Genomic DNA, 23,663 nt, shown 5'->3' with positions numbered 1-23,663 from the left:
ACCGTCGGCGATTCCTACGACAACGCGTTGGCGGAAACGGTCAACGGTCTCTACAAGACCGAGCTGATCTATCCCCACCGGCCGTGGGCGTCGGTTGGGGAAGTCGAGATCGCGACCCTTCGCTGGGTGTACTGGTGGAACAACCACCGCCTGCACGAGTCATTGGGATACATCACCCCACAAGAGATGGAAGACGCCTACTATCAACAATCACACGCCCAGCCGTTGGGCGTTCAATAAGCGGAACGAAAACCAGGACGCTTCACTCGGAGGTGAGCCGCCGTGGCGACCATTGAGCCTTACGATACCCAGTCAGGCCGGCGGTACATGGTTCGCTATAGGACCCCTGATCGCCGGTCCACCAAGAAGCGGGGCTTCAAAACCAAGGCGGCAGCGAAGGACTTTGCCGCGACCATCGAGGTCGAGAAGATGACCGGGGCCTACATTGCTCCTGCTGCTGGCCGGATTACTGTCGATGACCTCGCCGTTCAATGGAAGGCCAGCCTGGTCGATATCTCTGAAAGCTGGTACGAGCGTCAAGAATCAATCTGGCGAATTCATGTTCAGCCCCACTGGGGACACTGGCAGATCTCTAAAATTAGCCATGGGGATGTTCAGAGCTGGGTTGCCGGACTATCTGCAGCAGACAGATTGCCCAACCCTCTTGCCCCCAAGACTGTGCGACATAACCTCGGGGTCCTCAAGGCCATCCTCGACTTGGCGGTATCTGACCAACGACTTGTCACCAACCCGGCCGGAAGCAAGATACGAGTTCCCCGGACACTCGCCGTCGATAAAACTGCTCTCACTGCTAATCAACTGCGAGCCCTATCCGACGAAACACCCTCCGAATACCAAACCATCCTGTGGGTGTTAGCAACTTCAGGCATCCGATGGGGCGAGATGGTTGCTTTACGACCTCGCGACCTCTTAGGCGGTCGACGCCTCCGGCTGGCTCGTTCCTATTCCAAAACTAACTCAAGGCAGGTCCTCAAGGATCTCAAGGGACACTCGCTTCGAACCGTCATTGTTCCGATGGAAGTTGAGGCGATGATTCTCCGGGATGCCGAAGACACCCCTCGTGAAGACTTAATTTGGACGGCACCTCGAAAAGGAGGACCTCTTAAACCCCCCACAAAGGGCCACTGGCTGGAGGCCGCCGTCAAGCGGTGTCATGCAGCAGACGAGGACTTTCCGGAAGCTCTCGCTGCCCACGAATTGAGACACACTGCAACATCCTTGATGATCTCTTCGGGAGCACATGTGAAGACCATTCAACGTCAGCTCGGTCATAAGTCAGCCACTATGACGCTGGACCAGTATGGTCACTGGTTCGACGACGACCTCGATGTCATCGCTGATGCGCTCAGCATCACCATCTTCAAGAACGAGTGTGCCCAAAATGTGCCCAAAGAGGACGAGTAGGTCCAGCTATAGACAAAGAAAAAGCCCCCTACCTGCGTTAACAGTTAGGGGGCCTTGGTGGAGCTGCCGGGAATTGAACCCGGGTCCTTCGTTACCGTGCCAGGGCTTCTCCGTGCGCAGTTCGCGCGGGATCTCTGCTCGGCCCTCTGACTCAGGCAAACATGGTCAGATGATGGGCCCAGTTAGTGAAAAATGTCCTAACTTAACGCACTAACACGCTAAGCAAGTAAGCCTCTGAAGTCGATGCCAGGGTCCGTATGCGAGGCTCACACGGTCTGACAGACACGCGTCGCTGAATTAGGCAGCGAGGGCGTAGTCACGCTGAGAGTTCTTCTCTGCGCTTATTGTTTTGCTGCGACGCTCACGGTGGTCTCCAGCCTGCACCGGCACGCTTCCCCTGGCTAAGTCAACAAAGTCGAAACCAAATCAACCCCATTACCTGTGACGGGATATATGCGTATCTTCACAGGAAAGTTAACTTTACGCCCCGCTGCGCTATTTAGCAAGACCCGACGGTCGCACGGAAACCTCATCCACGGAAGCATCCCAGCCCGCGTCGACGGCCAGTCGCACCGCGCGTGCGATCGATGCCGGAGCAACATAGAGCGAGCCATCGTAGTCGGAAGCAGCGGCGCCCATATCCTGCTGCAGCTTGAACTGCATGTCAGTATCCACGCGGCCCGGGTGCACAGAAGTCACTCGGATCTTGCCCAGCTCCTCGACGCGCAACGCATCGGTAAACGCACGCAGAGCGAACTTCGTTCCGGAATACAGCGCGTTCTTCGCCCCAGAATGATAGCCGGAGCCGGAATTAATGGCCACGACCAGGCCAGTGGATCGTTCTAAAGCGGGAAGAAGCAGGCGCGTCAGCTCGGCGACGGCGAAGAGGTTGAGGTCGAAGGCACTGCGCCAATCGCTTAGCGACGACTCGTCGATCCTCTTGTGTGGCGCAACACCTGCAGAGTGAACGAGAACGTCGAGCTCCTCGATCCCCTCCACCGCAGCGGCGAGCGCCTGCGGGTCGGTCAGGTCGACCTCGAAGGGCTCGGCGGAGGGCAGGGCGTCGACCACGGCGGACGCATCGCGGGTCGCGCCAACGAGGACATGGTGGTCCTTGCCTAGTTCCTCGGCGATTGCGCGGCCGATACCGCGGGAAGCGCCGGTGACAAGTGCGGTTTTCATTTCTCCAGCCACTCCTTGAGCACGACTGCGTGGTTGATCTCGTGGTCTTTAGCGGCATAAAGCAAGGAGACATCGCCGTCGTCGACAAGCTTCTGTAAAGACGCGAGGTCCTCGTTGCCAGAGGCCGAATTCTCGTCGAGCTCGCTCAGGTAGCGCGTGGAGAACTCGTCGAAAAGCGATGCGTCGTGGTTAAACCATTTCCGCAGCTCGGGCGAGGGAGCGACGTCTTTGAGCCAGGTCGCGTCAAGGTCCTTCTTGGCAATACCGCGAGGCCAGAGGCGATCCACCAGGACGTGAGTGCCTGGGGCCTCGGTGCGGCCGGCGAGCATGTCGTGAACCTTGACTGCGTAAATCATGCCTTAATTCCCTTGAACTTCCTGCCCAAATCACGGGCAATCTCGCGGTCCTCGGTGCGGCGCTTGATCGCCTCGCGCTTATCGTGCGACTGCTTACCTTGCGCCAGACCAAGCTCAACCTTCACGCGACCATCCTTGAGGTACAGCGAAAGCGGGATGAGCGTGCGACTGCCGTCGCGGACCTTGCCGTCAAGGGTATCAATTTCGCTGCGGTGCAGCAGCAGCTTCCTGGTCCTGCGCGGCGAGTGGTTCGTCCACGAACCCATGGAATATTCGGGAATGTGGAGGTTACGCAACCACACCTCACCGTTGTCAATGGTGGCAAAGGCCTCGACGAGCGAGGCTTTGCCCTCGCGCAACGACTTAATCTCAGTGCCTACCAGCGCAATGCCGCACTCGTAGGTTTCTAGAATGTGAAAGTCATGGCGAGCTTTCCGGTTCGTCGCGATGACGGACCGGTCCTGATTTTTCTTCTTCTTTGCCATAATCCTTTCAAGTCTACCCGGCGCCTACTTGCGAACATACAAGCGCAGCGTTGCCCAGGCCACGAGGCCGGACAAAATGACACCGATCAGGGAGACCAGTGGCATCGTGGTCCACACCGCCGAGTCCGGCAGCTTGGCCACCAACTGCGAGGCGTAGACATCGGCAAACATGGGGTCGACGATTTGGGTCTTGCCGGCCCACACACCCAGCGTGGCCAGCACCCCGCCGATGAGTACGGACATCATCGCTTCGAGTACAAACGGCGCCTGAACGAACCAGCGGGATGCGCCGACCATGCGCATGATCTCGATTTCGTCGCGGCGGTGGTAGGCCGCCAGCTGGACCATGTTGCCGATCAGGAAGATCGCAGCAAGTGCCTGAATGCCGGCGACGACGAAGGCCGCGTTGCGCAGCGAATCCAGGTTGTCGGCCGTGGCGCGCACGCCTTCTGCCTGGTCAACCACCAGAGAGACCTGTGGCATTTCGGCCACCCGGTCGAGTGGTTCGGTATTGGTCGGATCCACAAGGCGCACGTGCAGCGCTGCAGGCAAAGCGTCCGGGGACGTCTCCTGCACCAGGATCGGATCGGTGTCCTGGAATAGTTCGACGAAACGCTCGTAGGACTGCTCGCTGCTGCGATAGACCACAGATTCCACGTCGGGATCGTTTTGCAAGGAGTCGCGGACTTCCACGCAGGCGTCCGAGGAACAGTCGGGGTCGTTGGCAGAGATATCGTCGTTAAGCTCAACCATGACCTCTACCCGGTCGAGGTACATGTCCTTCGTTTCACTGGTGACCTGCGAAATCAAAATACCCGCGCCGACCAGCGCCAGCGAGATACCGGTGGTGATGATCAGGGCGATCGTCATGGTGAAATTGCGCCCCAGCCCGCGGAATGCCTCGCGGAAGATATATCCAAGATTCATATTGTCTCCCTTGTGCTTCCTAGTTGCTGACGGTGCCGTAGACGCCGTGCTCATCGTCGCGGACGAGCTTGCCGTAGCTCAGCTCGATGACGCGATTGCGCATGTCGTTGACCGCGCGCGAGTTGTGCGTGGACATCACCACGGTGGTTCCGGTGCGGTTAATGCGCGCGAGCAGCGACATGATGTCGTCGGCGGTGGAGGGATCGAGGTTGCCGGTCGGCTCGTCGGCAAGCAACAAGCGTGGCTTATCGACGAAGGCCCGCGCGATGGCGACGCGCTGCTGCTCACCGCCGGAGAGCTCGTTCGGCATGCGCTGCGCTTTGGCATCGAGGCCGACGAGTTCGAGGGCTTCTGGAACCAGCTTTTGGATCCGGTTCTTCGGCTTGCCAATCACCTCGAGGGCGAATGCGACGTTGTCATAGACGTTGAGTTTGGGCAGCAGGCGAAAATCCTGGAAAACGTAGCCAATGCGCCGGCGCAGCTCGTTGATCTGACGCCCCTTCAGGGCGTTGACGTGCAGATCGTCGAAGTAGATATCGCCCGAGGTGAGGTTCTCCTCGCGGATCATCAGCTGCAGGAACGTCGACTTACCAGAGCCCGACGGTCCGATCACAAAGACGAATTCGCCTTTGTCGATCTTGAACGAGACGTTATCTAGGGCTGGTCTGGTCGATGTTGAATACGACTTGGTGACATTGGAAAAATTGATCACGTGCCCCACCCTAATAGGTTCGGGAAGAGCGACGAAACTCATTTAGTCACTTTCAGAATTTTGTTCGGCCATTCTCCAGCGAATGCCAGCCTCGAGGAAACCGTCGATGTCGCCATCGAGGACCTTGGCGGGGTCGTTGACCTCGTAATTGGTGCGCAAATCCTTCACCATTTGGTAAGGATGCAGCACGTAGGAGCGCATTTGGTTGCCCCAGGAAGCGTTGCCACCGGCACCGAGCGCGTCCATTTCAGCCTTTTCTTCTTGGCGCTTGCGCTCCAAGAGCTTCGACTGTAAAACGGCCATCGCCGAGGCCTTGTTTTGGATCTGAGATTTCTCGTTCTGGCAGCTCACCACAATATTCGTGGGTAGGTGTGTGATGCGCACAGCCGAGTCGGTGGTGTTCACGCTTTGTCCGCCAGGGCCGGAGGAACGGAATACATCGACGCGGATTTCGGAGTCGGGAATGTCGATGCTGTCCGTCTTCTCCACAACAGGCAGGACCTCTACCTCAGCGAAGGAGGTCTGACGCCGGCCCTGGTTATCAAACGGCGAGATACGCACGAGGCGGTGCGCACCCTGCTCCACAGAGAGCTGCCCGTACATGTAGTCCCCGTGAATCGCGAAGGTGGCCGACTTGATGCCGGCCTCTTCCGCATAGGAAATGTCGTAGACATCTACTTTGTGTCCGTGTTTTTCGGCCCAGCGGGTGTACATGCGCATGAGCATCTCAGCCCAGTCCGCCGCGTCGATGCCGCCGGCACCCGAGCGGATATTAATCAGGGCCTCGCGCTCGTCGTACTCGCCGGAGAGCATGGTGGTTACCTCGAGCGATTCGATCGCTGCCTTCAGGCTTGCCAGCTCATCGTCGGCAACGGAGCTGTCCCCCTCTTCCTCGGCGAGTTCGTACATGATCGGCAAATCGTCGATACGCGAGCGCAGATCGGTGACCTTGCGCAGCTTCGCCTGCACGCTGGAGAGCTCCGTGGTCACCTGCTGCGCGTGATCGGGATCGTCCCACAACGAAGGGTCGGCCGCCTGCTGCTCCAATTCGCGCACACGCAAAGCCAGCTCGTCTAAATCCACGACCTTCTCAATCGTGGTCAGAGTCGTGTCCAAGTGCTCAATGGTCGAAGAGGTTTCAGGCTGCATAGCGGTTGATTCTACCTTCCATACCTCTCATGGCCCATAATGGTGCTCATGCACGAATCGACTTTGGAATTCATCGACTCCCACCGCTCCGCAGACGACCTGACTCTCGCCCGCGATCTTGTCCGCTACGCGGGTTCGCTCGCCTTAGAGATGCGCGCGGCCGGAGTCTCCACGGATTTCAAGACCTCTATCTCTGATGTAGTCACCGACGCTGACCACGCCGCCGAGGACTTCGTTGCTAACGCCCTTGCTGAGCTGCGCCCCACCGATGGCATCGTCGGTGAGGAAGGCTCCGCCGTCGCCTCACGCTCCGGGCGCGTCTGGGTGGTTGATCCCGTCGACGGTACCTATAACTTCGCCTCCGGCTCCGATTACTTCTGCTCCGCCCTCGCCTTGATTGAAGGCGACACCTCGAACCCGGACGAGTTGATTCTCAGCGCCGTCAACCGGCCAGCCTTTGACACGACGTGGTTGGGCACACCTAAGGGCTCCACAAAAAATGGGATTGCGCTACCTCCGCTGCACGAGGCCGGTTTGGCTCAGGTCAGCCTCGCCTCCTACCTCCACCCGCGGTCCATGAAAGATGACGGGATCCGGGAGGCGTGGCTACGAGCGGCTAACGGTGCAGCGACAATTCGTATGTTCGGCGCTGGTTCCATCGACCTTGCCACTGTTGCCTCGGGCGGGGTGGGCGGCTGGATTCAGCATTCGGTCGCAGACTGGGACTGGCTGCCCGGCAAAATCCTCATTGAGGGAGTCGGCGGCGTGGGAGAGAAAGTCGATGCCGGCGGAACGACGTGGAGTGTTGCCGGCAATAAACAAGTTGTCGCAGAGATCACCGCTGCGCTGCAAAGTGGCTAAGATTTTCAGCATGAGTAATTACGCAGATGACTTAGCTCTCGCGCTCGAACTGGCCGAATTGGCCGATTCGATCACTTTGGAGCGCTTCGAAGCCGCCGACCTCGAGGTCAATTCCAAGCCAGACATGACCCCCGTTTCCGACGCCGACCTGGCCGTCGAGGAAACCCTGCGCGCCAAGCTCGAGGACGCACGCCCCAACGACGCCGTCCTCGGCGAGGAATTCGGCGGCGACCCAGTCTTCGAAGGCCGCCAGTGGGTCATCGACCCGATTGATGGCACGAAGAATTTCGTGCGCGGCGTGCCCGTTTGGGCAACGCTGATTTCGCTTCTCGACGATGGCGTGCCCGTCGTCGGCGTTATCTCCGCACCAGCGCTGACACGCCGCTGGTATGCTTCCGCCGAAGCAGGCGCCTGGCGCACCTTTAACGGCCAAGCGCTCAAGCGCCTGTCTGTATCAGGTGTTGCTAGCTTGGACGATGCTTCGCTGTCCTTTTCTTCCCTCTCCGGATGGGATGAGCACCAAGGCGAGGGTGCCCGCGAGAAATTCCTCGCACTGACGGACAAGTGCTGGCGCCTGCGTGGCTACGGCGACTTCTTCTCTTATTGCCTCGTTGCCGAAGGTGCCGTCGATATCGCCACCGAGCCCGAGGTCTCCCTGTGGGACCTCGCTGCCCTGGACATTCTCGTCCGCGAAGCCGGTGGAACGTTTACCTCTGTTGCTGGCGAGGCTGGCCCACACGGCGGCAGCGCCGTTGCAACCAACGGTCAGCTGCACGCCGATGTGCTGGGTGCGCTGAGCTAGGTGTCTTAGTTCTCCGGCAGCGTCAGGCCACGGCCCGGCGCGCCGGTTGCATTGAGGTCGTTCATTACGGCATCCATGCGCACCGATGCGGTTGGTGTGTGCAACGCGCCCTGCCATGGGGTTTGGCACGCTACGTTCAAAGGAACCGGCATGATTCCGCCGTTGATCATGCCAACCACGCGACCGCCTTGATAGAGCGGCGCTCCGGAATCACCAGCCATAGAACAGACCTGGTTGACCTGCTTGACTTGGTCGACAGTCAGGGTCATGCCGCAGGTTTCGTTCGTCGCAACGCCGGTCTTGCACACAATTTCGCCCGGCTGGGCGGTCCCACCGACGCTGGTTGCGTGGACATTGTTGTAGTCCTTCGTAATCTCAGCGTTCGAGCCGAGCTCGACGACTGCGTAATCCAGATTCGGGTTGGTGTGCACGATGGTGCCCGATGGGCCCACCTGCCATGAGTCAGCAGAGGTGACCGTGTCGCCGACTTGACCACAATGACCTGCGGTGATTCCAACCTTGCGGCCATCTGCATCAGTACCTGCAACAGTCATGGTGCACAGCGCGCCATCGCCGACATAAATGGGAGTACCGGGACCATAAAGGGAGTTGCCGCGCGTCATAGCTTCATCGGACTCGGCAGGTTTGCGTGGGGCATCGAAAGTGGATCCAGGAATGCGATGCACAACGTTTTCAGCAAGCGGCTTTTGAGCAAGAGTCTTGGAAACAATGTCATCGCGCACCCAATAATTAGGACCGGATTCCTCACGCTGTGCGAGTTGCGCAGGTTCGGCGACAGTGCCCAGTGGCTCCGGGGTCGTAGCCGGCGCGCTCGCGATCTCCGCGTAGCTCTGGGATTGGACGGCGGCCGAGGACTCGTCGATAAGCGACTGCGCTTCCTGCGACGCAGCCTCTGCCTGAGGAATGAACTGGTTGGCTGCTGCGTCGACGAAATCGGTCAACGCCTTTTCAACTGGGGCGATGGTGACGCCGAAGTTCGCTGCTTCGTCACGCACCTGCTCAACGAGCGCAGCCGAGTCAATTGGGGCGATGTCGACGGCGCCGACTTCCTGCGCCACTGCTTGCGGTGCCAGTAGTAAGGTCGCCGCCGCGAAGCCGGTAGGAACTGCATACTTCAAAAAACGACGAGGCTTCATGAGTCGGTGGTTCACTTTCTACAAATATAAATACCGGGTTATTGCACATGCCCAGAAAAGCACTCCCCTAGTGTTGCACCGCGTAGCCCAGCCGGTCGTTGAACACGAGGATTGTGGCCAAATCGTTGCATAACACTAAAACACCTGTGAGCCTGTACTAATACGCAACAGCCCAGATAGCAGGCCTGCAATCTTGTAGCATGTGCCCCATGAGTGGGAACAGCATTAAGCAGCGCATTAATTCGTCGCGAAAGAAGCTCTATCGCGATATCACGAAGAAAACGATGAGCTCTCCGAGCTCGGTTCGGCGCACCATGAATATCTGGGGGCCGAACTTGCTCAGCGGTACCCGCTGGACGGATGTTTCCGACGATTGGTCCTACGGCCGCGTCGAGCTCAAGCTGCGCCCGTGGAACAGAAACCTTCATGGTGTTGCCTACGGCGGCACGCTCTACGCCATGGGTGATGCCATTGTCGGCGTGCTTACCGAGCGTCGCCTCGGCAAAGGCTACGAGGCGTGGACTCGTGTGGGTTCGTTTCAGTACCTCTCCCCTGGCCGCCAGGGGTGCTACCTCGAGGTCAAGCTGAATGATTACTTGATTAACTGGATCAAGAAAACAATCGAGGAGGACGGCTATTGCAACGTGCCCATTACGCTGCAGGTATTCAACCGGGACGGAACCGTTGTTGGCATTAGTCAGCAGGACCTGCACGTGCGCCCCCGCGGCGGAGGCAAGCGCGCCCCGCAGCCCAAGCAGGCCTTGTTCCCCCGCGGTCCGGTCCTAGAGTCCCTGGCCACGGCCCTTGTGTGGCACGAATTTCGCGATCGACCAGAGATTCTGACCCGCCTCATGAGCGAGCAGCGCCGCATCGCCGATCCTCGCGATCAAATGCGCCACGTGGTGAAGGTCTGCTTGGAAAACGGTTCGACTAAGGAAGACATTCTTGCATTCGGTGTGCCGGAGAAGTTCTTTCACCCAGCGAAAAAGCACACCGATTAAAAATACGAATGGCAATTCTGTACAGAGTGACCTATGACACTATAGAGTGTCGCTCATGGTACAGAACACAGAATTTCCACACCTGGTCGAGCCCCTCGACCTTGGCTTCACGACCCTAAAAAACCGGGTCATTATGGGCTCGATGCACACCGGACTCGAAGATAGCCTGGACAATATCGACGACTTGGCCGCCTTTTTCGCCGCGCGCGCCTCCGCCGGGCTCATCATCACGGGTGGCTACGCCCCCTCCGCTGCGGGTGTGATCGCAGCTCCGGGAAGCACATTGACCACCCCGGAGCAGGCCCAAGCCCACCAAGTGATCACCTCCGCGGTGCACGACGCGGGAGGTAAGATCGCCCTGCAGATTCTGCACACCGGCCGCTACGCCAACGCCCCTGGCAGCAAAGCGCCCTCCGCCGTCCAATCGCCGATCACCAGGTTTGCTCCCACCGCGTTTACCACGGAGGAGATTCGCGACGAGATCTACAATTTCGCCAACGCAGCCCGACAAGCAGCAGACGCTGGCTACGACGGCGTAGAAATCATGGGCTCCGAGGGCTATCTAATTAACCAGTTCTTGGCACCGGCCACCAATACGCGTGACGACGAATGGGGCGGCACTCCTGAGAACCGCCGCCGGTTTGCCCTCGAAGTGGTCCGCGCGGTGCGCGCCGCAGTGGGCGACGAGTTCATCATCACTTTCCGCCAGTCCATGATCGATCTCGTCGACGGTGGCCAGACCCCCGAGGAGATTGTCACGCTGGCCCAGGAACTCGAGGAGGCTGGGGTCAACATCATCAATACCGGCATCGGCTGGCACGAATCTCGCGTGCCGACGATTGTCACCTCCGTCCCGCGCGCCGCCTTCGCCGACTGCACGGCCAAAGTTCACGCGGCCGTGAGCATTCCCGTCGCCGTGTCGAACCGCATCAATGATCCTTCCGTCGCCGAGCAGCTGCTTGAAGAAGGCACCGCCGATCTGGTGGCCATGGCGCGCCCCTTCCTCGCTGATCCCGAACTCGTGGCAAAAATCGAAGCTGGAACACCGGAAGCCATCAACACGTGCATCGGCTGCAATCAGGCATGCTTGGACCAGATTTTCGTCGGCAAGCGGGCGTCCTGCCTGGTCAACCCCCGCGCCTGCTACGAGCGCGAACTGGTCCTACTCCCCTCGCCGGTACGCCGGAAGGTTGCGGTCGTTGGCGCAGGTCCCGCGGGCCTCGCGGCGGCTACCTCCGCGGCCGAGCGCGGTTTCGCCGTGACACTTTTTGAGCGCAATGACCACATCGGCGGGCAGTTCTCACTGGCCAAGGAGATCCCGGGCAAAGAGGAATTCCGCGAGACGCTGCGCTACTTCCACCACCAGATTGATACTCAGGGCATCGACCTGCGCCTCAACCACGATGCCACCGAGGCCGATCTCGCAGGTTTCGACGAGGTCATCGTCGCCACCGGTGTCACTCCTCGCATCCCGGAGATCGAGGGCATCGATCACACTTCCGTGATCACCTACGCCCAGTTACTTTCCGGCGAGCGCACGGCCGGTAAGCGCGTGGCCATCCTCGGTGCGGGAGGCATCGGCGTGGACGTTTCGGAATACCTGGCCACGGAGTCGTCGCCAAGCCTCAACCGCGACCAATGGCGCGCGGAATGGGGCGTCGATGCGGACGCACCTGGCGGCCTGACCCGTCCCGCGCCGGAACCTTCGCCGCGCGAGATTCACCTGCTGCAACGCAAGGAGACGAAGATCGGCAAGGGGCTGGGCAAGACGTCGGGATGGGTGCACCGCGCGGCGCTGCGTGCCAAGGGGGTGCAGCAGTGGACCGGGGTGAGTTACGAGCGTATCGACGACTCCGGGCTCACCGTCACCGTCGACGGCGAGCTGCGCACGATCGAGGTGGATACCATTGTGATCTGCACTGGCCAGGAATCGGTTCGGGATCTGACCGATCCGCGCTTCCACGTTGTCGGCGGCGCCGATGTGGCTGCCGAGCTGGATGCGAATCGTGCGATCCGGCAGGCGACGGAGGTTGTTGCAGGGCTTGGGTCCCAGAACACTCAAGGGATGCCGGCAACGGGTAGCTACGCGCATTCTGTCAACGCAATGGATCGCTAAAGCAACGCTCGCTGAGGTGCAGGGAGCCAGGTAAGGATTCCTTCAAGCTGGGCCACGATCTCATCCCACGATGTGTTGAGGTCCAGGGAGTGCGCGCCAATCCTGTCTCCTTGAATCTCCGCGTCGAGATCGGGATGGCTCTCTCCTTCAGTTTTCGCGTAAAGGAGAAGCCCACTCACGAGCCCATCGGCATCGCGATCAGTGTTTTTCACGTACGTAAAGATCTGATAGAGGTTTGCGGAATGGATTGTCGATTTGCCCCATCGGCTTTGTTGCATTGAGTGTCCGTAGTACTTGGCGTCGATAATGAGAACGTTCTTTCCCGCCTGCAGAGTGATATCTGTTCGCATTGCGGGAAGTTGTTCCAACCCAATCGAGTTCTCGGCCGTGGTATCCCACTCAATTAACTTTGCCCGTGGAGAGAGTTCAGGATGATGAAACGCGTAATACTCTCGGAGGAAATTTTCGTACAAAGTACTCATCACGTCATCTGACAACCAATTTGCGAGCTTGTTCTCACCGCTCTCTTCCGTCGGCAGCAGTCCTCGGACGACCAGTTCGCACGCACCCAACAAAATCCGATAAGACCCGTTTGACCTGTTGAATTGGAAGTCGCCCCAGCGTATCGATCGCGGAGAAACCAACTTGATCGACTCAAGGTAGGCCAAGACTCTACGCAAAGTGTCCCGACGAGTCTTGGACACCTCACCATGACGGATTAGCAGAACAATAGCCGACTTCACTGCCCGGTTCATCGCGGTGTCTGGCAGATATTCATCAAACGAACACACAATTCTGCCCGGCGCGGAACCACGAGTGGTTGCGGTACGAGAAACCTCGATCTGACCTCGAACTGTATTGAGTGATTCGCTTCGGACTCTGTAATCATGGTGCAGTCCGCGCTTAATTTGTCCTGCCATTCCCCGTGAGATGATCTCGGCAAAGAGATCATGGAGATGTTCAAACTGCTCCGTCTCAATGCTGGCAGATTCAGGGCGTTGGACTGTTCGGAAGGCGTAGGCCATCATCCTGTAGACGTTCTGGATGAGAATGTTCTTTTTGCTCATTCTACGGCCGCCTGCAGTCTTCCACTCCATTCCTTCACCTTGGCGGGGTCGTCAAACCAGTACTCCTGGAGAAGTGGAATTAGTTCGTCTTCTACGATTGAATGCAACCATTCACTCTCATCTTCAATGTCCTTCGGACGTTTGAAGTAGCTGTGCCCAATTTCAAAGCCAGCACCGAGCGAAATGTCTTCGGCAATTTCGGTATTGAGCCTGACTGTCGCATCGATGAGATTGTCGAATGACTGGTTGTCCACATCCTGTTGCATCGAAATGAAGCCTTCCGTGTGAAATCCCGGTTCCATGTGGAAGAAGCCGAATCGACGCCGCAGTGCATAATCCAAGACAGCAAGGCTGCGGTCGGCCGTGTTCATCATTCCGATGAGGTGTACGTTCTGCGGAATAGAGAAGTCTTCGTTCTTATACAACAGCCGAAGTTTGTCACCGCGTTTGTCCGACTCGATCAGCATCAGAAGTTCTCCAAAAATCTTTGAGATGTTTCCGCGATTGATTTCATCGATGATGAAGAAGTAAGGACGATCGGAATCATCCGCTCGAGCCTTCTCACAGAATCGGTAAAAAGGCCCCTCGGTGAGGTCGAATCCACCGTTTTCATTTGGACGATAGCCCATCATAAAGTCTTCATATGTGTAGCTCTGATGGAACTGCACCATCTGTACACGATCTGGGTCTTTCTCTCCGATAATCGAGTAAGCCAGCCGTTTCGCCGCAAAAGTCTTGCCCACTCCAGGAGGACCAGCAAGGATTACGTTCTTCTTGCGTTTGAGGAGGCTGCGGAGTCGTTGGTATTGGTCGCTTGAAAGATAGACTTCGTCGAGGAAATCTTCAACTAAATAGGATTGAACGGATTTCGTTGCCGGTAACGCTTCCTGAACTTCCACTCCTACAATCGCTTCTTCAAGCTGCTCGACGATATCGTGTTTATCGGTCAAGTCAGTAAGGGTTTTGTTCGGCGCCTTCGCGGGATATTCCCATGAACCGTTGTGAGTCCAATCAATTGAGCGCACGTTCTTAAACTCCAGCCTACTTTCGTCATAGCGGGCACGAGAAGCGACTATTCCTCGGCCAACGATTTTCGACTTACCCTGCTTCGCATAGACAACGTCATCCTCTCGGATCTCATTTTGGAACTGCCACACGGCAAGTGCATCATTACTTGACGAGGTACCGCTTTCTGCTCCTGAGAGCTCTTTCCGAATTGACTCCTTGTTCTCGTAATCTGAGAAACTGCCAAGCTCGTCCCAGTTGAGTGCCATGATCTCTGCGCCAAAGAATTCTTCCCACCTCGATGCCCCTGGTCCAGGGGCATAGAGCCAGTAATGAATGGGACGAGGCTCGTCGAGGTTCGCTTCCTCGAGTTCCTCCGAATTTCCACTCTTCCCCTTGTCCCACAGGGACTTTATCGGCTCATCCCAAAAACTGAATGGTTCTTCGTATTCGCGCGATAGTTTAGCCCGGATTTCTACGATGTCCTGATCACAACCAACTTCCCCTTCTTTAGGATCTTCATCCAGTAAGTCTGCCAGCTCCTTCTGGATGTCCTGCTTCATCCAACGGGACGAAATTGGCTCAAAAGCATCAGGCCTGGCAAGAAATTGCAGAGCGTTGCGAATCACGGACTGGTCTTGACCAGACTCAAGCATATGCTTCTGCAATGACCATGGATTAGACCGTGCTTCCTGCTTCGTCTCCTCAGTTAAAAGATTCCATTCCCGCACGAAAGTGGCTATCCAAACGATGTGCTTCCACAGCCCGTTATTGAAACCCTGAGTAGTACTGAATCCGGCCTTTCGAATCGGCCGATCTAACCACTTAGACATCCGTTCAGGAATCTGTACAGGAGTGTCGAGGTGAGCAAGAATTCTCTCAATATGTGCGCGTCGAGTCTTGGGCAAATATGAACTCGATCCATGTTCTCGTAAGAAGGCTATTTCGGCCACGAGAAGAACTACTTCCTCTGATGCTCCTTGGATTTGAATATCCAATTTCCCCCATTGTCCGGGACCTGGACCTTCAATGGGATTGTCTTCAACTCGACGGCGCAAATCTTCAGCAGCTTCGGCCGTCCAGATCCGCACACCTGGATCAATGATGGAGTACCCGTCCCCGAGCATATGGCCAATAATCTCGCTCGCCTGTTCGGCAATCTCGAGTTCTTCCCGTCGACGCGAGGCATAGGCCTCGGAAATCAGGTTGTCATCAAAATCTACAGAGCTCATACAAGCCATTTGTAACCCAAAAACCTTCAACTTTCAGCGACAACCAACAACCCGTTGCAAATTGTTCGGGCTGGGAATCAAAGGATTTGCCAATCTCCCCTATTTCTCACCCTAAAACCATTTCTCAGCTGCAAAATAAGAAATTCATTGCCTCTCCCGCAAGCGAGGTGTAGCCTGTGATACATCTCATACGAATAGCGATTCATATCACACTATGGAGGCACCTTGATTTACTCCAGCCCATACCCATCACTCACCATTCCTGAGACGGACATTTTTAGTCTCGTGCTCGGGGAGCTGACCGCGAAAGATGCCGCGCGCACCGCAATCACCGAGCTGTCTACGGGCGACTCCGTGACCTACGGCGAGCTCAAGGCGATGGCCGAATCCTTCGCGGGCGGCCTGGCGGAACGCGGAATTGGCCCGGGAAGTATGGTGACCCTCCAGGTGCCCAACTCGATTAATTTCGCAATCGCGCTCTTCGGCATCCTGCGCGCTGGTGCCACGCTGAACCCCATTGGCGCACTGCTCAACCAGGCAGATGTTGAGCACATCTCCGAAGCCGCGGGCACCGACCTCTTTATCGGGCTGACCGACGTGGAGAACTTCCCGCAGCTTTTCTCCATGGAGATCCCGGCGCTAGCGAACCGCAATACCCCTGCCCCCGACCTACAGATCGACCCTGACTCGATCGCCGCACTGCCCTTCTCCTCGGGCACCACCGGCCTGCCGAAGGGTGTTCAGCTTACGCATCGCAATCTCGTAGCGAATATCCTCCAGATCGACTACATGCTCGGGTTAAACGAGATTGAGCGCTACACCAACACGCTCTCTCCCCTGCCGTTTTCCCACATCTACGGACTCACGGTTTTACTCCTCGCGCCTCTCATGCAGCGCCATCACATCTTTACTTTGCCGAAGTTCGACATGGAACTTTTCGTCGCAGGTCACGCGAAGCACGGCATTCAGCTCACCTTCATCGCCCCGCCGATGGCCATCGCCCTGGCGAAGCATCCCTCGATCGAGCCCGCCTGGTTCGGTGCTTCCGAACTGATGATTAGCTCCGCCGCCCCGATCGATGCGCCCATCATGCGTGCCGTCGAAAAACGCCTTGGCAACAAAGTCATTCAGGGGTGGGGCATGACCGAGGCCTCCCCGCTCCTCGCAGTCAACGTCCATGGCAAGGGCGATCACGCCGCCGTGGGCCGCCCGGCGCCGAACACCGAGCTGCGCCTCGTCGACATTGTCACCCTCGAAGACGTTGAATGCGGCCAACCCGGCGAGGTCCTCGCCCGCGGCCCCCAGATCATGCGGGGTTACCTCAATAATGAGGAGGCCACCGCGGAGACCCTCGTTGAAGGTGGGTGGCTACGCACCGGCGATATTGCGCGTATCGACGACGACGGGGCGATGCGCATCATCGATCGCGCAAAAGAAGTGATCAAGTACAAGGGTTACCAGGTCGCCCCTGCCGAGCTCGAGGCGTTACTACTGCGCCACCCGGACATCCTCGATGCCGGCGTCGTCGGCGCGGAGCGCGACGGGCTGGAGATTCCACGTGCGTTCGTCGTGAAGCGAGACGGCGCCGCGCTCACTGAAGACGAGCTCATGGACTGGGTCGCCGAGCGCGTCACCCCATATAAGAAGGTGCGCGCGGTGGACTTCATCGAGGCGATCCCGAAGAACTCGACGGGAAAGATCCTGCGCCGCGAGCTGCGCGAGATCCCCTGGCCTGTCACCCAACACGCATAAATAAGAATCTAAGGAGATTTTCCATGGCCTACACCAGCCGTTTCGCAAATATCGATATCCCAGCAGTAGACGTATTTAGCCGCATTTTCGACAATCTGACCGAAGAGGAGCTCAATCGCCCGGCCGTAACCGAGCTCAACACCGATGCCACCATTACCTATGGCGAGCTGCGCGACCGCGCGCTTTCCGTTGCCGGCGCTCTAGCGCAGCGCGGCATTGGCAAAGGTGACGTAGTGGCACTGCAGATCCCGAACTCCGTCAACTTCGTCACCTCGCTTTTGGGCATCGCTCGATCCGGCGCGACCGTCGCGCCACTTGGTGCGCTGCTCAATCGCGCGGACCTAGAGAAGCTGCTCCACCTCTCTGAAGCGAAGCTTTACATCGGTACCCAAGACATGGAGGAACTGGATCAGATCTGGAGCGGTGAGATCCCACCGATCGCCGCGATGGGTCTGCCCGCGCCGACCGTCTCTATCTCCCCGGATGATCTCTTCGCCATCCCGTTTTCCTCCGGAACCACGGGCCTGCCCAAAGGTGTGATGCTTTCTCACAGCAACATCGTGTCCAATATCGAGCAGACCGCGTTCATGATCCGCGAGAACGGCATCACCGAACCCACCAATTTTCTCTGTCCTCTGCCGTTTACTCATATCTACGGCATGACCACCCTGCTCTTATCCCAGCTCGCCTCGGGCCACCACGTGTTCACCTTGCCAAAGTTCGACCTGAACACGTTTATTGAGGCCCACCCGAAGCACCAAATCGAGTTCACCTTCATCGCGCCTCCGATGGCCGTGGCACTGGCGAAGCACCCCGCCGTGAAATCAGAAGACTTCACCGCCTCGCGAGTGATGCTCTCGGGTGCGGCCCCTCTGGACAACGAGCTCGCTCGAACTGTGGAGGCAAAGCTCGGCGTCGATATGCTGCAGGGCTACGGCATGACCGAGACCTCGCCGGTGACGCATGTGGGTCTCAGCGGAGAGGCGCAGCCTGGTTCAATCGGCTTCGCGGTGCCCAATACCGAGTTCAAGTTACTTGAGCTCGACAGCGAAAACGAAGTGCCAGAAGGCGAGAATGGCGAGCTGGTCATTCGCGGCCCGCAGGTCACCCACGGCTACCTCAACAATGAGAAGGCAACCGCCGAAACCCTGATCGGCGATGGGTGGTTGCGGACCGGCGACGTCGCTCGCGTGGCCGAAGACGGCACGGTCTACATCGTGGATCGCGCGAAGGAAGTGATTAAGTACAAGGGTTACCAGGTCGCCCCCGCCGAGCTCGAGGCCCTGCTGCTTACCCACCCAGACATCAACGATGCCGGAGTTGTCGGCGTGGACCGCGATGGCCTGGAGATTCCGCGTGCGTTCGTCGTCAAGCGAGACGGCGCCGAGCTGACAGCGGACCAGGTGATGGACTGGGTCGCCGAGCGCGTCACCCCGTACAAAAAGGTGCGCGCCGTGGACTTCATCGAGGCGATTCCGAAGAACCCAACCGGCAAGATCCTGCGCCGCGAGCTGCGCGAGATCCCGCTGGCCGTGTAAATGAAAGTGCCCTTCCCTGTGGAAGGGCACTTTGCTTTACGACGATTGAGCCTTAGTTGGTGTGATCAGATAGATCTGCGACGAGGCGGCCCGTCACCGTGCCTGCCTCGACCTGTTTAAGACCTTCCCCGATCTCTTCGAACTTAATCGTGGAGGTCACTGGGTTAACCTTGCCCTCAGCGACAAGATTCAGGTAGCCCGCCAGGTCCTCGTTGGAACCACCAGCAGAACCACGCAGGGTAACTTCCTTCTGAATAAACGCAGGGGTGGAAATCGTAGTTTCGTTCCTACCTACGCCGACCAAGACGATGCGTCCGCCAGGACGCACGACTGCAACGGCATCCGAAGTGGTAGTGCCGAAGCCTGCAAAGTCGAACGCTGCATCGAAGTCACGGCCAGCGAACCCGGAAATGTCGGTAACTACTTCTTTGGCACCCATTTCAAGTGCCTTTGCGTGGACCGATTCGCGAGGCTCGACTCCCCAAACGTTTGCGCCCAAGCCCAGTGCCACCTGGAGGCCATTAAAGCCCAGTCCACCCAGTCCGATGATCACGATATTGTCGCCAGCCTTGACCTCACCCGCGGTGTTAATTGCGTGGTACGGGGTCATGCCAGCATCGGTCGCTGCAGCTGCTGCGGTAAAAGGAACCTCGTCAGGAATGGGAACAACGAGTGCTTCGGGAGCTACGCATACGCGTGCGTAGCCACCAGGGATGCCCATGCCGGGACCGTCGGCGCCCATGTGGAATGCCACACGGTCGCCTTCCTTAAACTTGGTCACACCCTCGCCGACGGCGCTGACAATGCCTGCGACTTCGTGGCCCAAAGTCTGAGGCACGCTGCCGAGGAGTGGCTCGGGAATAACACCTTCGAGGATGCCCACGTCACTGTGACACAGGCCGGCGGCCTGCACGTTGATTGCTACCTCGCCGGCTCCGGCCGTTGGTTCATCGATCTCGTTTAGTGTAATTGGTTGTCCTGCACCAATTTATTGCCATGCGCGCATTGTATTTTCCTCCAGAGTTTCTAGGCGTTTTAGAAACCGGCAAATTTTCAATTCGGTTTCAATTGCCACGCTAGTCGCTTGGCCGGAAAACCGCTACAAAAACGTTTCGCCGTCCCGATGTTCGTCCTCAATATCCCGCAACGAGTTCTGCATAATTTCGTAGAATTTGCGCTCGATGATGTCATCTTCAAACTTCGCGGCCACCTGATTCCAGTGCTCCCGCTCCAATTCCGGCAGCATCGCGGTGACCGCCATTTTGATATACAAGCCCCTACTGCGACCCGTCCGTTCCGCCAATGCATCTAAGCGCTCAATGATTGACCCAGGCATTCGAACCGAAACTACCCGGCTCGACGGATGAGAAGCTTGCGCCATCACAGATGCCTTTCTTTTAGCAATACAAGTAAACATCGTTTATCCAACATATACATTTTATATTATGCATTTAAATAAAAGGTCCCTTCACCTGCGAATAGTGGCGAAGATCATCTAAGCCTAAAAGTAAACAATGTATACATCGTATACGCCCCGAGCGTGAGGCTCGGGGCGCTGGAGTTAAATCAACGGATCTTTGGGGGCTTCACTCGAACACCACCGAGGCCTGCGGTGCCGTATTCACATGCAGTTGGAATACATCCGGGCGAGAATAGTGCCCGGCGACATCAAGGTCGAAGTAGCCGCGGGTCAGTTGGTCCAGATCCAGATCGGCATAGAGGATGGTCTCTTCGCCATAGACGGGCCCCGCGAGGACTTGTCCCAGAGGATCGACGATCATCGAGCCACCGCGGATCAACTGCTCGCGATCCCCCAGCTCATCGGCAATTTCGTATAGGTCTTCACCGATCTGATCACGGTGCAGCACCTGCACAGCCGAAAGCACAAACACCCGGCCTTCCGCCGCGATGTGCTGCATCGACGCCGACCACGTATCGCGATCATCGACGGTTGGCGCGCAATAGATCTGCACTCCTTGGGCGTACATCGCCTGACGCAGCATGGGAATGTAGTTTTCCCAGCACACCACGGCACCGAGCTTGCCAGCTGGCGAGTCCACCACATCAAGAGTCGAGCCGTCACCGAAGCCCCAGGTAAGACGTTCCAGCGCGGTGGGCATGAGCTTGCGGTGCTTACCGACGAGCCCCTGCTCCGGATCAATCATCACCACCGAGCAATAAAGCGTCTTGCCCACCCGCTCGATGATTCCAACAACTGCGAATACCCCACTCTCGGCACTCGCCTGCGCGATGCTTTCAAGTTCAGGTCCGTCAAGGGTGATCGCCGCTTCCGCGTATCGACGATAGAGCTCACGCCCCTCCGGACTGCGTGTGCCCAAAGGCGCACCGAACGTGGCCCCCTTCGGGTATCCGCCAATGAAGGCCTCGGGAAACACCGCAATTTTTGCGCCTTCGCTACCCGCTTCGCGAAGCTTGTCGACAACCTTTGTCACCGCCGCTTCCGTCTCAAAGGGAATGGACGTGGCCTGTACGACTGCAACTTTCATGGTTTCTCCCCACAACTTGTCAGCGCCCTTGCGTCTGAGAACTCATCTTCCTTTGACAAGAAGTGTAACCAAGGAGCTGGTCCTAAGAGTGCCGTTCGCAGAACGCCTAGCCAGCGGACAGCTGGCTACCTTGTTTGCTCTGCTTGCGTGTTGCGGGCGCCCAAATCAGAGTCGATACGCAGCAAACCCGAGCCATCCTCGCCGACCAGCTTGATCTGCTCGATAATCTCGGAAACGTTGTCCTCTTCCTCGATCTGCTCGCTCAGGAACCAGTTCACCAGGGAACGGCTGTCTAGATCACCGACTTCGTCAGCCACGCGTGCCAAGTTGCGGATCATCTCCGACACTTTTTGCTCATGCTCCAATGAATAGTTAAAGGCATCGAGCGGAGACTTCACGGCCATCGCCGGAATCTCAATAGTGCCCAGCTCTACATCGCCGCCACGAGCGAGAATATGATCGGCGATCATCTTGGCATGCTTGCGCTCCTCCTCAGCTTGGGCGTACATCCACCCGCTCATCCCAGGGAAGCTTAGGCCATCGAGGGAATAAGCAAGCTGCGTGTAAATCAGCGCGGCCTGGTGTTCAGCGGTTACTTGGGCGTTCATGGTTTCGAGTAATTTATCTGGAATTTTCATGCCACAATTCTAGACTTTTTACCCCTCCATCGTTGAGACTGAGCTCACAATTATTCCAAAGGGGAAGGCGTCTTCCTTGTTTAGAGCGCGAAACAGTTAGGCTTCTTGCTCAACAATTTTCTTGATGTTGGCAAGAGTCACTGGGATACCCGTCTCCGCGGCAACACGTCGCTTCTCTACTTCAACCGGAGCCTGGTCCCCAAACCGTTCCTGGAAGAATCCTTGGCCAAATGGCGTAAACTCCCACGATTCAGTGAGCTTGGTTCCGCCATCGGATTCTTCCATCTCGTATGACCAGTTCGCCGTTCCGCCCGCGACCTTCCAGCTGAACTTCACGCCGGGATCAGCCGCCGTTACCTCGGAGCGAGTCTCCCAGGTGCGCTCAGAGTTTACGTTTCGTCCAGTGAAGTGCGCACCAATCTGCGCGCTGTCGCCCTCATCCCACCAGCATTCCTTGCAGACCGGGGACCACTCGCCGGTTCGAGTTACATCAGCAACTGTGGAATAGACCTGCTGTGGAGTCGCTGCGATGAGAATGGAATCCGAAAATGTCAGTGATGTTGTCATGGGATAAGTTTACGTGCTCCCAGAATCGCGAGGATCATGAAGACCTGACACGAAATTCAGCGTGTTGGATAATTCAGAAAATGCTCCTGGTGGATTATCACGCCACGACGTCAGCGAGGCTGGAATGGCACGCTCCTCAAAAATAGGACGATAAGAGACTTCAAATTAAGTAGGCTTCTTCCAAAAGAGCTGAAAAGTCCATTCAGAATCGATGCCGGCAAGGAAACGTCTGTGAAGTATGTTCAACTCGATACCAGCGAAATCCCCCAATACGAGGAGATTCCCGCTTGGGAACGTTTCAATGCTCTGCACATGGTGAAATTAACTTGCCAAACGCTGGACCAGCGACTGCATGGCCTCCAGCGCTGCATAAACCACGCTTCGATACAAAGTGTTCAAATACAAGCTGGCGCTCACACCATCTTTCGCACAAGTGCTGACGTCGACGAGACTCCAAGCCAAATGATCCAGCTATCCACCGTCGAAGGAGGGGACCTCTACTTTCAAGATTCTAGTGGTGTCTCCAGCATTAACCATAAAACGCTTCTGATATTTGACACGGATTCGCCTTATTCGATGATTTTTGGCAAGCACATGACTATGCGTTCACTTCTTATCCCCAAAAAGCTTGTAGCTGAAATTGCACCAGAAATCGTTCAGAAACATAGATCTCTCGTCGCCACCACAACTGAGTTTGGTAACCTGCAGGACGCAATATTTGCCGGACATAGAATCGATGTTGAGCGACTTATCCGAAGTGCCATCCCATTGTCCGAAAGTGAAGCCGCATTTCAGAATGCATTCACAGTCATTGCGGAAAGGTATATCGAAACAGAACTTACTATTGGCGACATCGCAACAGATCTTCACTTAAGCGAGCGACAACTAGCACGCATTTTTTCAGCCCGAGGAAGGTCAAGTCCTTTTGAGTGGTGTATCCGCCAGCGGTTGACTCAGCGATGAACTGACCGCTGACGGAACAGGATTCCTTACGCCACCAGAGCCTCCTGACCGTCACCGACAACGACGCCGACGCCGTCAGCTGCCCGGGCCTTCGCCAGCATCTCCGCCGTCGAGGACAGCATCGCCAGAGGCATGTACCGACGCTGCTGCATCCAGTCCTCATGCTGCTCAGCCAGCACTGCCCCGACCAACCGGACCACCGAATCACGGTCAGGGAAGAT

24 protein-coding genes and 1 other RNA gene are annotated in these 23,663 nt (G+C 57.3%); 9 read left to right on the top strand and 16 right to left on the bottom strand.

Features of this window, described 5'->3' with window-relative positions; genetic code table 11:
- Positions 1–240 (top strand): integrase core domain-containing protein (locus A37O_RS14950; protein ID WP_018296892.1); only part of this gene is annotated, 240 nt, incomplete at its 5' end.
- A 42-nt stretch (positions 241–282) separates the two neighbouring features.
- Complete coding sequence (locus A37O_RS0107510) at positions 283–1,425, top strand: tyrosine-type recombinase/integrase (RefSeq protein ID WP_018296891.1); 1,143 nt, start codon at positions 283–285, stop codon at positions 1,423–1,425.
- A 55-nt stretch (positions 1,426–1,480) separates the two neighbouring features.
- On the opposite strand, the gene ssrA is transcribed toward A37O_RS0107510, so the two are convergent.
- From ssrA to prfB, 7 genes are all read right to left on the bottom strand, one after another.
- Positions 1,481–1,859: a transfer-messenger RNA gene (ssrA, locus tag A37O_RS16140) on the bottom strand.
- 61 nt (positions 1,860–1,920) lie between these two features.
- The gene (locus tag A37O_RS0107505) at positions 1,921–2,607 is read right to left on the bottom strand and encodes an SDR family oxidoreductase (protein ID WP_018296890.1); all 687 of its coding nucleotides are present in this window, start codon (positions 2,605–2,607) and stop codon (positions 1,921–1,923) included.
- Complete coding sequence (locus tag A37O_RS0107500; protein ID WP_018296889.1) at positions 2,604–2,963, bottom strand: DUF488 domain-containing protein; 360 nt, start codon at positions 2,961–2,963, stop codon at positions 2,604–2,606. The genes A37O_RS0107505 and A37O_RS0107500 overlap by 4 nt, the downstream gene beginning before the upstream one ends.
- Positions 2,960–3,448: an SsrA-binding protein SmpB gene (gene smpB, locus A37O_RS0107495; RefSeq protein ID WP_018296888.1), complete on the bottom strand. Its 489-nt coding sequence runs from the start codon at positions 3,446–3,448 to the stop codon at positions 2,960–2,962. The genes A37O_RS0107500 and smpB overlap by 4 nt, the downstream gene beginning before the upstream one ends.
- 24 nt (positions 3,449–3,472) lie before the next feature.
- Positions 3,473–4,375, bottom strand: coding sequence for a permease-like cell division protein FtsX (gene ftsX / locus A37O_RS0107490; protein WP_018296887.1), 903 nt, complete (start codon positions 4,373–4,375; stop codon positions 3,473–3,475).
- Between the two features lie 19 nt (positions 4,376–4,394).
- The gene (gene ftsE, locus A37O_RS0107485; protein ID WP_026196233.1) at positions 4,395–5,087 is read right to left on the bottom strand and encodes a cell division ATP-binding protein FtsE; all 693 of its coding nucleotides are present in this window, start codon (positions 5,085–5,087) and stop codon (positions 4,395–4,397) included.
- 42 nt (positions 5,088–5,129) lie between these two features.
- Positions 5,130–6,236, bottom strand: a complete 1,107-nt coding sequence (prfB, locus tag A37O_RS0107480; RefSeq protein WP_018296885.1) for a peptide chain release factor 2 — start codon at positions 6,234–6,236, stop codon at positions 5,130–5,132.
- A 48-nt stretch (positions 6,237–6,284) separates the two neighbouring features.
- Between prfB and A37O_RS0107475 the strand changes: the two genes are divergently transcribed.
- Positions 6,285–7,097, top strand: a complete 813-nt coding sequence (locus tag A37O_RS0107475) for an inositol monophosphatase family protein (RefSeq protein ID WP_018296884.1) — start codon at positions 6,285–6,287, stop codon at positions 7,095–7,097.
- Between the two features lie 10 nt (positions 7,098–7,107).
- Positions 7,108–7,899 (top strand): histidinol-phosphatase, encoded by a 792-nt coding sequence (gene hisN, locus A37O_RS0107470; RefSeq protein WP_026196232.1) that lies wholly within the window; start codon positions 7,108–7,110, stop codon positions 7,897–7,899.
- Between the two features lie 5 nt (positions 7,900–7,904).
- Here the strand turns inward: hisN and A37O_RS0107465 are convergent, their stop codons facing one another.
- On the bottom strand, positions 7,905–9,071 hold the full coding sequence (locus tag A37O_RS0107465) for a S1 family peptidase (protein WP_245533812.1): 1,167 nt from the start codon (positions 9,069–9,071) through the stop codon (positions 7,905–7,907).
- Between the two features lie 194 nt (positions 9,072–9,265).
- Between A37O_RS0107465 and A37O_RS0107460 the strand changes: the two genes are divergently transcribed.
- Entirely contained in the window at positions 9,266–10,057 is a 792-nt protein-coding gene (locus tag A37O_RS0107460) for a PaaI family thioesterase (RefSeq protein ID WP_018296881.1), read from the top strand.
- A 55-nt stretch (positions 10,058–10,112) separates the two neighbouring features.
- Positions 10,113–12,173 carry an NADPH-dependent 2,4-dienoyl-CoA reductase gene (locus A37O_RS0107455; RefSeq protein ID WP_018296880.1) on the top strand — a complete coding sequence of 687 codons (2,061 nt, stop codon included), beginning with the start codon at positions 10,113–10,115 and terminating at the stop codon, positions 12,171–12,173.
- On the opposite strand, the gene mcrC is transcribed toward A37O_RS0107455, so the two are convergent.
- The gene (gene mcrC / locus A37O_RS0107450) at positions 12,170–13,240 is read right to left on the bottom strand and encodes a 5-methylcytosine-specific restriction endonuclease system specificity protein McrC (protein ID WP_018296879.1); all 1,071 of its coding nucleotides are present in this window, start codon (positions 13,238–13,240) and stop codon (positions 12,170–12,172) included. The two genes, A37O_RS0107455 and mcrC, sit on opposite strands and share 4 nt — an antisense overlap.
- Positions 13,237–15,477 carry an AAA family ATPase gene (locus A37O_RS16135; protein WP_156802533.1) on the bottom strand — a complete coding sequence of 747 codons (2,241 nt, stop codon included), beginning with the start codon at positions 15,475–15,477 and terminating at the stop codon, positions 13,237–13,239. The genes mcrC and A37O_RS16135 overlap by 4 nt, the downstream gene beginning before the upstream one ends.
- A 225-nt stretch (positions 15,478–15,702) precedes the next feature.
- Between A37O_RS16135 and A37O_RS0107440 the strand changes: the two genes are divergently transcribed.
- On the top strand, positions 15,703–17,229 hold the full coding sequence (locus A37O_RS0107440) for an AMP-binding protein (protein WP_018296877.1): 1,527 nt from the start codon (positions 15,703–15,705) through the stop codon (positions 17,227–17,229).
- Between the two features lie 23 nt (positions 17,230–17,252).
- A complete protein-coding gene (locus A37O_RS0107435; RefSeq protein ID WP_018296876.1) occupies positions 17,253–18,767 on the top strand; it encodes an AMP-binding protein in 1,515 nt (504 codons plus the stop codon).
- Positions 18,768–18,819: 52 nt separating this feature from the next.
- On the opposite strand, the gene A37O_RS15670 is transcribed toward A37O_RS0107435, so the two are convergent.
- The 5 genes from A37O_RS15670 to A37O_RS0107410 all read right to left on the bottom strand — a co-directional run bounded on the left by A37O_RS15670 (position 18,820) and on the right by A37O_RS0107410 (position 22,479).
- Entirely contained in the window at positions 18,820–19,722 is a 903-nt protein-coding gene (locus tag A37O_RS15670; protein ID WP_425386898.1) for a zinc-binding dehydrogenase, read from the bottom strand.
- A gap of 144 nt (positions 19,723–19,866) precedes the next feature.
- Positions 19,867–20,148 (bottom strand): ribbon-helix-helix domain-containing protein, encoded by a 282-nt coding sequence (locus tag A37O_RS14935; protein WP_033377898.1) that lies wholly within the window; start codon positions 20,146–20,148, stop codon positions 19,867–19,869.
- 205 nt (positions 20,149–20,353) lie between these two features.
- Entirely contained in the window at positions 20,354–21,274 is a 921-nt protein-coding gene (locus A37O_RS0107420; protein ID WP_033377899.1) for a carbon-nitrogen hydrolase family protein, read from the bottom strand.
- A gap of 125 nt (positions 21,275–21,399) precedes the next feature.
- The gene (locus A37O_RS0107415) at positions 21,400–21,912 is read right to left on the bottom strand and encodes a ferritin (RefSeq protein ID WP_018296870.1); all 513 of its coding nucleotides are present in this window, start codon (positions 21,910–21,912) and stop codon (positions 21,400–21,402) included.
- Between the two features lie 96 nt (positions 21,913–22,008).
- Positions 22,009–22,479 carry an SRPBCC family protein gene (locus tag A37O_RS0107410; RefSeq protein ID WP_018296869.1) on the bottom strand — a complete coding sequence of 157 codons (471 nt, stop codon included), beginning with the start codon at positions 22,477–22,479 and terminating at the stop codon, positions 22,009–22,011.
- 231 nt (positions 22,480–22,710) lie between these two features.
- On the opposite strand from A37O_RS0107410, the gene A37O_RS0107405 reads away from it, so the two are divergent.
- Positions 22,711–23,442, top strand: a complete 732-nt coding sequence (locus A37O_RS0107405; RefSeq protein ID WP_018296868.1) for a helix-turn-helix domain-containing protein — start codon at positions 22,711–22,713, stop codon at positions 23,440–23,442.
- A 26-nt stretch (positions 23,443–23,468) separates the two neighbouring features.
- Here the strand turns inward: A37O_RS0107405 and A37O_RS14930 are convergent.
- The coding region (locus A37O_RS14930; RefSeq protein WP_211208344.1) for a transposase at positions 23,469–23,663 on the bottom strand (195 nt) is incomplete at its 5' end.

It is taken from the genome of Corynebacterium lubricantis DSM 45231 (assembly GCF_000379425.1).
Lineage (GTDB): Bacteria > Actinomycetota > Actinomycetes > Mycobacteriales > Mycobacteriaceae > Corynebacterium > Corynebacterium lubricantis.
This window is presented reverse-complemented; position numbering and strand designations above follow the sequence as displayed.